The 13,124-nt window shown below is 54.2% G+C and carries 8 protein-coding genes; 6 read left to right on the top strand and 2 right to left on the bottom strand.

Going from position 1 to position 13,124, the window contains the following annotated elements; all coding sequences use genetic code 11:
- Positions 1-46 precede the first annotated feature (46 nt).
- Positions 47-1,354 carry an FHA domain-containing protein gene (locus PHP98_01895; protein ID MDD5482394.1) on the bottom strand — a complete coding sequence of 436 codons (1,308 nt, stop codon included), beginning with the start codon at positions 1,352-1,354 and terminating at the stop codon, positions 47-49.
- A gap of 346 nt (positions 1,355-1,700) precedes the next feature.
- Here PHP98_01895 and PHP98_01890 point away from each other — a divergent pair, with 346 nt between their 5' ends.
- The 5 genes from PHP98_01890 to PHP98_01870 all read left to right on the top strand — a co-directional run bounded on the left by PHP98_01890 (position 1,701) and on the right by PHP98_01870 (position 8,030).
- The gene (locus PHP98_01890) at positions 1,701-2,501 is read left to right on the top strand and encodes a transporter (protein MDD5482393.1); all 801 of its coding nucleotides are present in this window, start codon (positions 1,701-1,703) and stop codon (positions 2,499-2,501) included.
- 119 nt (positions 2,502-2,620) lie between these two features.
- Positions 2,621-3,679, top strand: a complete 1,059-nt coding sequence (locus tag PHP98_01885; protein MDD5482392.1) for an energy-coupling factor ABC transporter permease — start codon at positions 2,621-2,623, stop codon at positions 3,677-3,679.
- 10 nt (positions 3,680-3,689) lie between these two features.
- Positions 3,690-4,493, top strand: a complete 804-nt coding sequence (gene cbiQ, locus PHP98_01880; GenBank protein MDD5482391.1) for a cobalt ECF transporter T component CbiQ — start codon at positions 3,690-3,692, stop codon at positions 4,491-4,493.
- On the top strand, positions 4,494-5,243 hold the full coding sequence (locus tag PHP98_01875) for an energy-coupling factor ABC transporter ATP-binding protein (protein MDD5482390.1): 750 nt from the start codon (positions 4,494-4,496) through the stop codon (positions 5,241-5,243).
- A 564-nt stretch (positions 5,244-5,807) separates the two neighbouring features.
- Positions 5,808-8,030 (top strand): MBG domain-containing protein, encoded by a 2,223-nt coding sequence (locus PHP98_01870; GenBank protein MDD5482389.1) that lies wholly within the window; start codon positions 5,808-5,810, stop codon positions 8,028-8,030.
- A gap of 83 nt (positions 8,031-8,113) precedes the next feature.
- Here PHP98_01870 and PHP98_01865 read toward each other — a convergent pair whose 3' ends face one another.
- The gene (locus PHP98_01865; protein ID MDD5482388.1) at positions 8,114-10,279 is read right to left on the bottom strand and encodes an O-antigen ligase family protein; all 2,166 of its coding nucleotides are present in this window, start codon (positions 10,277-10,279) and stop codon (positions 8,114-8,116) included.
- 577 nt (positions 10,280-10,856) lie between these two features.
- Here PHP98_01865 and PHP98_01860 point away from each other — a divergent pair.
- Positions 10,857-13,124: hypothetical protein (locus PHP98_01860; protein MDD5482387.1), on the top strand; the 2,268-nt coding region annotated here is incomplete at its 3' end.

The raw sequence follows: 13,124 nt of genomic DNA, 5'->3' as shown, positions 1-13,124 counted from the left end.
CTTTTGTCCATCTCCATGAACTCCGTGTGCTCTGTGAAAAACTTCTTCATTTGCTCTTCAGATGCCGTTCAACATCAATCAGTTTTTTGCGGACATTCCGGTGACGTTCGTCGGAACGATCGGGTATTTTCTCCATGAGAATGCGCAGATTCACGGCCGCATCATTCCAGTCCCTTAATTTTACGGCCCTTTCGGCCAGGAAAAGATGATTCTTGTAATTCTCTTCCAGCTCCCGCTCGCATTCCCGGCGCAGGACGACGGCGTCGGCATAGTAGTCCGGCTTGGGCTCAACGGTTTCCAGGTACCACTCGGCCTCCTTCAAGGCGCGGATGGCAAGGGAAAGATTTTCGCGTTTTACCTCGCGTTGCTCATAAAGCTGGCGGCCGAGCCGGGCGGAATCCCCGGCCAGTTCAAGCAGTTTTTCCCTGGTCAGGGCCAGGGCGGCCAGGCCGATTTCATTCTGGGCAAATTCCTCAATCGCCTCGCGGGCCTGCTGGAATTGTTCAGGCTCAATGGTGTTAAAAACTTGCACGCGCCGGGTTTTTCTGCCGAAAGTAATCGTCAGGTCCAGGAGGTCATAAACCTCCTCGGTGCTGCCGCGGTGGACTTCATTGAGACTGTTGAAATCCGACTGCAGGAGCGTGTCGCCAAGAGAGGCGATCAGGTCCCGATCAATCTTTTTGTGCTGGTTTTTAGCGATATGCCTCTTGTTGGCAAGGTCGTCAATCTGGACGGAAAGCTCGTCATTTTTCAATTCCAGTTCGTAGCGGAATATGTTTTTGGGGCTGGCTTGGATTTTCTCATAATAAATTTCAAGCTTTTCAACCTGCCCGTTTTTCGCCGCGCCATTTTCCGTCCCGGGCGCGGACAACCCCTGGAAATGCACGATCAGGGCCAGCGCCGCGGCAACGACAACAACCGCCAGCAGAAAAGCCAGCAGTTTTTTCCTGTTTTTTCCAGCGGCCTGGCGCAACGGACCCTCCGGCCGGCCGGCAAAAGATTCGGATTCGGAAGCGCCGAAAAGCTGGGCGGCGGAAGATGACGGATATTCATCGCCGACCACTTTCAGCACGGTGTCGCCGAGCGCCAGCTGGTCGCCCGGCCGCATACGGGCCATATGAACGGGCGCTGAATTTAAAAGGGTTTTATTGGCGCTGCCGAGGTCTTCAACCCATAATCCTTCATTCGGCTTGAAAAAAAGCCGGCAGTGGTAACGGGACATGACCGGGTCTTTAAGCACAACATCATTGTGGCTTGAACGCCCAATGCGCGCCCCCTCCGGCCGGATTGATATTTCCTTCCCCTGGTCGGGGCCTTTTTCAACAATGAGATGAACTGGACGTTCTGCCGCCATAAATCTGCCGGTTGATGCGTTTTTTTCATTAAATACCCATTCTGACGGGAAAGATCAATCAAAAAGCGGGGGAATCGGAATCATGTGATTTTCAATATTTGCAGTTCCAGGGATAATCAATCTGCCCGGCCTTATGGAAAGGATGCACGTCGCACAATAACTTCTCATAAGCGTTCGGCGTTCCGGCGCGCGAAAACTCGCCCCTCTTGAGTTCTTTAAGTCAAACGCAATTAATTTGTTTTTTTTCTTGCAAGGTGTTACGATTTGTGAAATTGTATTACTTGTCTGACATGTCCGGAAATAATTCCGGCATGAAACATGAAATAACAGGAAAGGAGCGGGACAGGTGAAAGAGAGAGTAAAAGTCGGGCTTCTGGCCGCCGGCCTGATGGCAACAGCGGCCGTTTCGTTCGCAGCGCGTCCGTTGATCATTGACGATGCCGATCCGCTCGATACCGGCAACGGCAAGATTGAAGCCGGGTTCTGGCACGAGAAAAACGGCGGCTGCAAGAACTGGGATTGGCCCATCGGTTTGGGGTGCGGCCTTGTTCCCGGCCTGGAGGTGAACCTCGGCCTGGGCGGCACGTTACAGCAAATGGCGGAAATTGATGAAAACGGAGCCGAGTGCATCAAAAGCGAAAACGGCCTGGGCGACCTGACCCTCAACGCAAAATGGCAGTTTCTGGAAGAATCAAAATGGATCCCCCGCCAGGCAATTGTGCCGGCCGTCAAATTTCCCACGGCCAATAAGGATACGGGCTTGGGCAGCGGCAAGATTGATTACGATCTCACCTGGATAGCTTCAAAATCATTCACGGATAAAGCAGGCGGACATCTCAATCTCGGATATTCATTTATCGGCGCGCCGGCGGACGAAGATGTGGGCGACATCATTCATTACGGCGCGGCCCTTGATTATCGGCTCATTGATCCGCTCCAGTGGGTGGGCGAAATATACGCGGAAAAAGAGTTGATGAGCGGAACCGACCACATCATAATGTTCAATACCGGTCTGCGCTGGTTCCCGCTGGACGGTCTCATGATTGACGTTGCGGCAGGATCGCATATCAGCAGCGCCGGCCCTGACCTTACCACCGCGGCCGGCCTGACATGGGAGTTTGGAATTTGGAAGCGAAAGGACAAATAGACCGCAAATTTTGCGCGCGCCGGCTTGCAGTTCGAAACCGGATTCCCTGGAACCATAAACTTTAATTCGCCTGTGCGCAAAATGCATTTGCGGACGGCGCAGACTGAAAGGATAACAATATGCATATGGCAGATGCCTTGATTTCACCCGCCGTGGGCGGGACAATGTGGCTTGTGAGCGCGGGATTGATCGCTTATTGCGCCCGGAAACTTAAACAAACCATTAGGGACAATCTCGTTCCCATGATGGGTGTGCTGGGCGCGTTCATCTTCGCCGCGCAGATGATCAATTTTTCCATCCCCGGCACTGGCTCGAGCGGCCACCTGGGGGGCGGACTGATTTTAAGCGTTTTGCTGGGTCCCCACGCGGCCTTCCTCGTAATCGCCTCCGTCCTGATGGTGCAGGCCCTGTTTTTTGCCGATGGCGGTTTATTGGCCATGGGATGCAATATTTTCAATCTTGGTTTTTTCCCGGCCTTTATTGCCTATCCGTTCATTTACCGCCTGATAGCCCGTCAGGAGCACGGAACGCCGCGCGCATGGATTGCCGCGATTGTCGCCGCCATTGCCGGCCTGCAGCTTGGCGCCTTCAGCGTGGTAGTTGAGACCAAGGCTTCCGGAATTTCAGAACTGCCTTTCGGCGATTTCACGCTTTTGATGCTTCCCATCCATCTGGCGATCGGCGTCGTGGAAGGCCTGGCCACGGCTACCGTGGTTGCGTTTGTGGCCAAAGCGCGGCCGGAAGCATTGGATGCCGCGCCGGTTGGCGCTCCGATCGCAACCGGCCTACGGCCGGTTGCGATCGGACTCGCGATAACCGCCGTGATTGTCGGCGGAATCATGAGCTGGTTTGCCTCCACGCATCCCGACGGGTTGGAGTGGTCCATCGCCAAAGTGACGGGCAAGGAGGAGGTTTCCGGTTCGGATGACGCCGTTCACCGGAAACTTGCGGCGGTTCAGGAAAAAACGGCCTTTCTGCCGGATTACGGGTTCAGGGCGGCCGGAACCGAGAGCGCCGCCGCTGAACAGGTTCCCGCCGAAAACACTGACGCCGAATCGGAATCGTGGCCGGCGGTGGCGGCGGGAACATCGGTCGCGGGCATAGTTGGCGGCCTGCTCACCCTGGGTTTGGCCGGCCTGACAGGTTTGGCCTTGAAAGCGCGGCGCGCAAGCGTATGATTTCGTTTTAATGCGCTTGGCACAATGGATTGAAATCGGCCGGATGGACGAGTTGGCGCGGCTGGATACGCCGCTGCACCGGCTCGATGCGCGGGCCAAGATCGTCGCCACCATCGCCTTTATCGGCGCAGTCATGTCGTTTCCTCCGCGCGAGATATCAGCCCTGACGCCGTTTTTTCTTTATCCGTTCGTCTTGATATTTATGGGACGGATTCCGCCCCTGCTGATTCTCCGCAAACTTCTTGTGGCCGCGCCGTTCGCTTTTGCGATCGGCATTTTCAATCCTTTTTTTGACCGCGCGCCGGGCCTGGCAATCGGGTCTTTGGTTGTTTCCGGCGGTTGGCTTTCGTTTACCTCAATCATGCTGAGATTTGCCCTGACGGTCGGCGCGGCGCTGGCGCTGGTGGCCTGCACCGGGATGTACCGCATGGGCGAAGGATTGGAAAGGATCGGGCTGCCGCGGATTTTCGTTGTTCAGCTTCTTTTCCTGTATCGTTATTTGTTCGTGATTGCGGACGAGGGTTCCCGGATGGTCCGCAGTCTGGAAATGCGAACTTGCGGGTTTGCGCCGTCAGGTTGCCGTGTTTACGGCTCGCTCGTAGGGCATTTGCTTCTGCGGTCCATGGCGCGGGCGGAAAGGATATACTGCGCCATGGTTGCGCGCGGTTTTTCGGGCGAGATCCGGGGCTTGCGGAAAACCGTTTTTCAGCAGGCGGACTGGGTGTTTCTGCTCGGCTGGATGGCGTTTTTTATTGCGGCAAGGACCTGGAACCTGGCCGGGATGCTGGGAGGCCTGGTTATCGGGGAGAAATAAATGAGTCACCATATTATTGAAGCCCGTAATTTGCGATATGCCTACCCCGACGGGACCGAAGCCCTGAAAGGAATTTCTTTCCGGATTACGCACGGCGAAGCGGTGGCCGTTATCGGCGCCAACGGCTCCGGCAAGTCCACCTTGCTCCTGCATCTAGGCGGCGCCCTGCTGCCGGCCGACGGCGAGATGCGGATAGGAGAAACGCCTTTCACGCGCCGGACGGCATCCGTTGTCCGCCGCGCCGTGGGTCTGGTTTTCCAAGACCCGGACGATCAGCTTTTCATGCCCACCGTGTTGGAGGACGTGGCTTTCGGTCCCCTCAATGCGGGCTTGCCGGCCGAAGAAGTTGAGCGTCGCGCCAGCCTGGCCCTGGAGCGGGTGGGAATGCTCCACTTGAAAGACCGGCCGCCGTACCGGCTTTCGGCGGGCGAAAAACGCGCGGTTACCATCGCAACCGTGCTGGCCATGGCGCCCGATATTCTCGTGTTGGATGAGCCCTCCTCAAATCTTGATTCCCGCGGCCGGCGCCGGCTGATCGGACTGTTGCAGAGCTTTGAGCACACCCGGATCATCGCCACGCATGACCTGGAAATGGCGCTGGAAGTATGTTCCCGCGCGATCATGCTGAATGAAGGCCGGGTGACCGCGGATGGCGCCGTCCGGGATATATTGAATGATACGGAACTGATGGACGCCTGCGGCCTTGAATGTCCGATCAGCCTGCGAAAGAAAAACGGCGCATCACTATGAAAATTATTTACCAGCCAGAAGCCGCCGGCCGGTTGGATTAGCCGGGCTTGATTTACATTTGTGGGAACATGGCTGTCCCTGTTAGCATCCCATAGAGAATGAAAAAGCTGGATCCGGCTCAATATCTGCGCCTGCCGCCCTGCATGTTGTTTTGCCCACACTTGCACTGTCAATGCGGTTATCGCCGGGATGAAAACAACAAGGGAAAACCAAACAATTGTTTTAATCCGCTCTACAAATTGTAGAAACAGATGTGTTGAAAATATTGGTTGGGCAGGACACCATATTTTGATGTTTCTAAAAAATACGGAGGAATTCATAATGACGGAAGCAAAGGATAAAAGCGTCTCAATAATCCATCAATATTGGAGAACAATAACCATTAAAATCCATTCGTTGTTATCAACGCGGTTCTTATCACCGCTGAAGATAACGGTTGCCTTTATTTTGTTTGCAGTCTTGGGGGCGACAGCGCCAGCTGAGAATGTTATTAATCCGAATCCCACAAATCTGGTTTTCACGGTGGTTCATGGCGGCACAAATATAATTCCAACGCAGGATTTCGTGCTGACCGTTCCAAGCGATGTTTCGTCCACCGACTATCTGCTCAGCACAAACCAGCCCTGGATGAGCGTAGCGAACGCCGACGGCGAAGTGTCTGGCACGGTGCCCTCTCCCGGATCCACAAACATTACGGTAACAGTGTCAACGAACGGACTTGCCGTTGGGAACTATGTCGGTACGATTGCGAATGACGCGCCAGGCGTTACGGGCTGGACGAATGTAACCGTTAATTTGAATGTTGTATTGCCGCCCGCCCCCACAAATCTTTATTTTAAGGCGGTTTATAAAGAAACACCAAGTCCGCAAAATTTTAATCTGGTTGTCCCCGCTGACGTGTCGTCCACCGCCTACCTGCTGGGCACAAATCAGACCTGGTTGAGCGTGGCGGATTCAGAAGGCGAAGTGTCGGGCACGGTTCTTTCCGGCGCGACCAATATGATAACGGTAAGTATTGTTCCGGATGCCGTATCTCCGACCGAACTCTCCGTCGGCAGGCATACCGGCACAATCACGGTCGGCTCCCATTGGTTGGATGTGCCGGTGATTTTTGACGTTGTTTTAAAACCTGATCCCACGAATTTGAGCTTTAACGCCCGTTATGGAGACACGGCTCAAATTACAAATAATTTTGCGCTGAGGGTTCCAGATGACGTGTCACCCACCGCCTATCTGCTCAGCACAAACCAACCCTGGCTGAGCGTGGCGAACGCCGAGGGTGAAGTTTCGGGCACGGTTCTCACTGACGCTTCCACCAATATAACCGTAGTCATATCGCCGAGCGGTCTCTCCGTTGGCGGTTCCACCGGTACGGTCACGGTCGGCTCCAATTGGCTGGATGTGACCGTTAGCGTTGCTGTTGACCGCGGACTTGACGCGATCTGGTTCAGCGGCATAAACCAAACTTACAACGGATCGGCGATTTCCGTAACGGCTACAAGCACGCATGACAACGTCGTGGGTTTAACCTATAACGGAGGTGGAGCGCCAACAGATGTCGGCACATATGTTGTGACAGGTATTGTGAATACTGTAAACTGGACCGGCACAAATACAGCAACATTGACAATTATCAAAGCCACGCCGGCGGTAACAACCTGGCCCACGGCTTCTGCAATCACATGCGGGCAAACGCTGGCGGATTCAGAATTGAGCGGCGGGGCCGCGTCTGTGGCGGGCGCATTTGCCTTTGACAGCCCGGGCACAAAGCCGGATGCGGGCACGTATACGGCCGCGGTAACGTTCACTCCGACCGATACGGACAACTATAACACCGTTGCCGGGACTGTGAATGTGACGGTAGACAAAGCCACGCCGGCGGTAACAACCTGGCCCACGGCTTCTGCAATCACATGCGGGCAAACGCTGGCGGATTCAGAATTGAGCGGCGGGGCCGCGTCTGTGGCGGGCGCATTTGCCTTTGACAGCCCGGGCACAAAGCCGGATGCGGGCACGTATACGGCCGCGGTAACGTTCACTCCGACCGATACGGACAACTATAACACCGTTGCCGGAACCGTGAGCGTGAACGTCCAGGAGATTAAGTTTGTTGAAGGTGACTTTGACAATGACGGCGCGGCCGATCCATACGCGGTGATCGGTAGTAATTGGTATATCTGGTTTTCCGGTCTGGGGTATCAGTTGGGCGGCGGGCCGTTTAATTTCGGCGCGGCGGGTACGCCCGTGGCGGCTGACTTTGACGGCGACGGCGCCGCTGATCCGGCCATGGTGGCCGCCAGTGGCGAATGGTATATCTGGTTTTCCAGTCTGGAGTATCAGTTGGGCGGCGGGCCGTTTAATTTCGGCGCGGCGGGTACGCCTGTGGCGGCCGACTTTGACGGCGACGGCGCCGCTGATCCGGCCATGGTGGTCAACGGCAAGTGGACGATCTGGATGTCATTATATGGATATGTTCCGCAGGGGCCGTTTGACTTTTCGGTGTCCGGCGCTGATCCGATACCGCTGGCTGGCGATTTTGACGGCGACGGCGCCGCTGATCCGGCCATGGTAGTCAACGGCAAGTGGACGATCTGGATGTCCCTGTATGGATATGTCCCGCAGGGGCCGTTTGACTTTTCGGTGTCCGGAGCCGATCCGATGCCGATGGCTGGCGATTTTGACGGCGACGGCGCCGCTGATCCGGCCATGGTGGTTGATGGTAACTGGACAATCTGGATGTCCCTGTATGGATATGTCCCGCAAGGACCGTTCCCGTTCATGCCGTAATGATCGCTGAAATTGGGTGATCAATCAACGCCAGGCGTCTCGATGTGAGTCGAGACGCCTGCGTTGTTTTGCGATAAAGGCTTTTAATTGTGTTTCCGTAACGCCTCGGTCATTTTCAGAGCTTCGCGGGCGGTTTCGTGGCGGGGGTTTATTGCCAGCGCTTTTTCCAGCAAAGCGCGGGCAATATTCAGACGGGGAACGTCAACGGATGGCTGTAAAACGCCTTGGATCATATGCGCCATACCGCCAATGGCATAGGTCATGTCCGTAAAAAATCCGGGATATTTAAGCATTGCATTGAATATATTTTCAGCCTTTCGGGCGTATTGCAGAGCCTCAACGTTACGGTTTGCGGCCGCAAGTTCACGCGAGTAAATAATGTAAAGCCCGCCAAGATTAATTAGTTTGTGCGGCGAGTAAGGGTCATATTTTGCGGCGTCCTCAACCTCGCGGATTTTTTCTTTGGTGGAAACATGAATTTTTTTACCATGGTAGTTGGCGTAAATCAAGGCGCGGTATTCCTGCAATCGGACATTCCACTTATAGCAGTCCATGGATTTGCGCAGTAACAGCAGGGTTTGCTCGTCAAAACGTCCGGCGGACGCCAGCGCGATGGTTATCTTCAGGTATTGATCCCCCTTGCGACGGGACCAGTCGTCCCGGAATACTGCCAGACAACCGGCTATTGAGGCGATGGCCAGGAAAATATAAACAAAGCGCGGAAGAACAAGTTTTATCCGCAGGTCGATATCGGCCTTCTCAACGCGCATGACATATATGCCGGTTATTATACCGGCAAAGATCCATAACAGCGTGGGAGCCAGAGGAAGCTGTAAAGGAAAATCCATTAACGAATTAATGCCCAGTCCGATAATTCCGGTCATCAGGCATAGCGACAGCAAGCGGGGGGCATAGGTTTTGGCTTTGTTCCCGATTCGCCAAGTCATCATCAACAGAGTCAAAAAGACACCGATATACGCCAAACCGCCAAAAATTCCCAGTTCCACAAAGGCCTGTTCAAGATCGTTATGCATCCGTGATGGGCGCGCGTTCATGCTGAAACCGCCGGATGGCGTCGGACAGACAGCCCGATAGTAGGCAGGATAAGCCGTATGGAAAGCTCCAAGACCGACACCATGAAAAGGGCGGTCGCCGATCATGGCCAGTCCATTCAGGTTATAGGCAATACGTGCGGCATGGGCCTGCATGGGCATCCTGACCAGACTGTGAATCCGTTCCGTGGCGCTTTGCATCCCGCTTTTGTCTCGCAGGCTGACGCCGCCAATGACCGCAAGACACGCCGCAGCCAGCAAAATCAAAACCGTTTTGTTAAAAAAAACTTTAATAATCTGCCGATACGTCCGGCACAATAACATCCAGCTTATAAAAAAAAATGCCGCGCACAACGCGGAAAGCCAACTGGCGCGGCTGCGGGTATAAAACAAGGCGATCATGCCCGCAGCGAATAACACGGCCGCGGCGCCCCGGGCCGGCTTCTTGGGGCTGGATAGAAATAGATAGAAGACGGTCGGCAGGGTTAGAACTAAATAGGATCCAAACAGGTTTTTATTGGCCAAAGTGCCGGCCGGAGGAGCGGCCTGACGGAACAGATCAAGGAAAATATCCTGATGAAAAAACGGCAATGTGTCGGCCATGGCTTTATCCGTGTTGTCCAGAAAATAAAGGATTCGCAGCAGTCCGGAAAATCCGGCGGCAATATGCTTCCAGAAGGGGAAAACAATCGTAATGTCAGCATCGCTGACATTATGAAATTGAGCGATGCCGATCAGACAATTAAAACCAACCCCCGCGGCTGCAATCCACAGCAGGTTTTCATACCATTTTTCACTGCGCAATAAGCAGACGAATGCAAACAGAACGACATATCCCAGAAAATGTTTTAATGACCACCATGTGTGATACGGACTGAGCGTCCAGAACATGGAGAGCGCCGACCAGACAGCCAGGAATAACGTCAGCCATATAATCGGCGGCGCTTGCAAATCTATTTCATTCCGAACCGAGGCCGTACGGGACAAAAAGTATGCCGCCGCCAGAATCATGGCTGTTCCATGAATCAGAAACCAACGCAGATCGCCGGAAACTTCGGCAACGGAAATATCGTAGGATACCGAGACCACCAGCAGAGTCAGGGCGATCAGCGCCCGCCCGAATCTGTAGAACCAACCCGGAGTTTCCTGCGTGTCCGGAAGGCTGGCGGCCTTTTTGATTGTGGAGGCATCATGCATAGTTGCCACAATAAACGGGGAATTTACGGCCGAAAAGATTATATCCTCTACAAATTGTAGAAATAGACGTATTGAGTATTACGATTTTCAGAATAATTATACTTATTTATCAAAAGGATTGTTCATGGCGGAAATGCCCCTTCCATCGTCCGCGCTTAACGCATCTGAAAAGTCTTTTACATCTGTATCTGTTGGACTTTTGCTTGCCAAACGTTTGCGCGGCTGGCGTGAACAGCATGATATTCCAATCAAGCGCGCGGCCGCCGAACTCGGCGTTTCCTCTGCGACCTGGGACCATTGGGAAAAAACACGGCGGTTCCCGAGCATGGATGATTTGGATCTTCTGGCTCAATATCTGCGCCTGCCGCCCTGCATGTTGTTTTGCCCACACTTGCACTGTCAATGCGGTTATCGCCGGGATGAAAACAGCAGCGGAAAACGGAAAATATAAATGATTGTTTCAACGCCTTCTACAAATTGTAGAAACAGATGTGTTGAAAATATTGGTTGGGCAAGCGAACATAATTTTTCCATGGGATAAAATATTCTCAAGAAATAATAAAGGAGGAGAAACGGTATGAAGACAAATCAAAGTTGGTTGCGGAAAGCCGCAACCTGTGTGTTCGCGCTGGCCATGCTTGGCGCTGCGGCAAATGCGGGCGTTATCTCGGCCGGTTATCAGGATAGTTTCGGCCTTCAATCCGATCATACTTTGTGGGCATGGGGTTCTGACGGCGGCGCCGCCAATAATTATACCGACCCCGCGCGAACGCAAACCGTTTCCGTTGCTAAAGCGCAACTGGGACTGGGAGCAGTTGGAACATACGCGTACACTCCCACGCAGTCAGGAACGGATAAGACTTGGATTGACGTCGTGGGCAGTATGGAGCGCTCTTTCGGTATTCAGTCCGACGGCTCATTGTGGGGCTGGGGCTATGACGGCGCGCCCGCGGAAATTTTATTGGGCCATAAATACGCCGACCTGTATCATTACGAACAAGCGGGTGCGCTGGGCATGGGAACGCAAATGTGCGAGGTTATTTCCCGGGTCTATGGCAATGTTCCGGAATGGACGACAAATTTCAGCGGCGGGGCCGGCAATCATACCGGCGGGGCCGGCAACGAATTATATACTTCCAAGGATGTTGAATCTACAACAACCCCTTCTTACACCAACTCCATTATGAATGGTCTGGCAGCCAACCGGCCCACGCAAATAGGAACGGCCAGAACCTGGAAACAGGTTGCGGTTGGAAGTAATTTCTGCCTGGGCCTGCGGACCGACGGCTCAATCTGGTCATGGGGAACTGACGGCGGGACAAATACATATAAATATAATACGAATGGATTCACGGCCGTCACAGAGTGCAAGGCGTTTGGCCGGCTGGGCCATGGCAATATGGTTGTTGCCACGACCAATTATGGCGGCGGGGAAAGCAGCGCTAAAGTCGTACAGCATTATACCAATACTAACACCGACTATCCTTATGACTGGCAATATGTGTCAACCACCACTAATACCGGCCTTTCCGCCGTAACGACCAATTTTGTCCAGTATGCTCGCGCGCTCAATGAGCCGACTAAAATCACGGCCCCGAATTCCGCGGCTGCGGCGTTGCCGGCCATGGTTTGCATTGCGGCTGGTTTGAACCATAGCGCGGCGGTCGGGTCAAACGGTTCGCTCTGGACCTGGGGGAAAAACCAGAAGAGTTATCTTGTTTCAGTTGTATATACCAATCAATACGGCTATGGCTATTATATATACAGCTATGCAACCGGCAGTGTTCTTGGATTGGGAAATACTAATCTTTTCTCCACTAATGTGCCAACCCGAGTGGATTCGGGGACAAAATGGGCCAGCGTATCAGCCGGGATGAACGCCAACTTCACCATGGCAATCAAGAAAGATGGTTCGCTATGGGGCTGGGGCGACAATGGCGCCATTTTTGATGGCAATAGCGTGCGCGTGTGCGGATATCTGGGATTAGACTCTGATACGCTGTTTGCCAACACTCCCACTCGGGTAGGGACGGATAATAATTGGGCCATGGTGTCCGCTGGTAATCAACACTGCTTGGGACTTAAATCAGACGGCTCGCTCTATGCCTGGGGGAGAAACGATTCCGGTTGCCTGGGGATCGGAAGGACCGATTATAGCATGGCCGAACCGACACGCGTGGGCGCCGACACGGACTGGGTGTTTGTTTCGGCCGGTTACAACCACAGCCTGGCGCTGAAATTAGACGGCTCTCTCTATGCCTGGGGCGCTAATGCCTGTGCGCAATTGGGAGATACGGAAGGTGATGCTTATGAACCGGTCTTAATCAGTTCCGGCTGGGGTTTTTCTTCGGGGGAAGGCGACTTTGACGGCGATTGCCTGGCTGATCCGTACGTGGTGGCCGACGGCAACTGGTACATCTACATGTCTTCCGGCGATTATGCGCCGCAAGGCCCGTTTGCGCTTTCGGTGCCAGGCGGGGTTCCGGTGGCGGCCGACTTTGACGGCGACGGTCTGGCTGATCCGGCCATGGTGGCCAACGGCAACTGGACGATCTGGTGCTCTGCCTTCGGTCACGCGCCGCAGGGTCCGTTCGCATTTTCGGCGCCCGGCGGGGTTCCGGTGGCGGCCGACTTTGACGGCGACGGCGCCGCTGATCCGGCCATGGTGGTCAACGGCAACTGGTATATCTGGCCTACCTCATTTGGCTACGCGCAACAGGGCCCGTTTGCATTTTCGGCGCCCGGCGAGACGCCGATGGCCGGCGATTTTGACGGTGATCAATGCGCCGACCCTGCCGTGGTGGTTGACAATAATTGGACGGTTCGGATGTCATCAAAGGGATAC

The sequence above is a fragment of the Kiritimatiellia bacterium genome (assembly GCA_028715905.1).
In the GTDB taxonomy this organism is placed as follows: domain Bacteria; phylum Verrucomicrobiota; class Kiritimatiellia; order JAAZAB01; family JAAZAB01; genus JAQUQV01.
Note: the sequence above shows the minus strand (reverse complement) of the source record. Positions and strands in the feature narration are given on the sequence as shown.

Bases quoted from the DNA above. Each gene is read 5' to 3' on its own strand.
- PHP98_01865 (MDD5482388.1), bottom strand. From the start codon at position 10,279: ATGCATGATGCCTCCACAATCAAAAAGGCCGCCAGCCTTCCGGACACG.
- PHP98_01885 (MDD5482392.1), top strand. From the start codon at position 2,621: ATGCATATGGCAGATGCCTTGATTTCACCCGCCGTGGGCGGGACAATG.
- PHP98_01895 (MDD5482394.1), bottom strand. From the start codon at position 1,354: ATGGCGGCAGAACGTCCAGTTCATCTCATTGTTGAAAAAGGCCCCGAC.
- PHP98_01875 (MDD5482390.1), top strand. From the start codon at position 4,494: ATGAGTCACCATATTATTGAAGCCCGTAATTTGCGATATGCCTACCCC.
- cbiQ (MDD5482391.1), top strand. From the start codon at position 3,690: ATGCGCTTGGCACAATGGATTGAAATCGGCCGGATGGACGAGTTGGCG.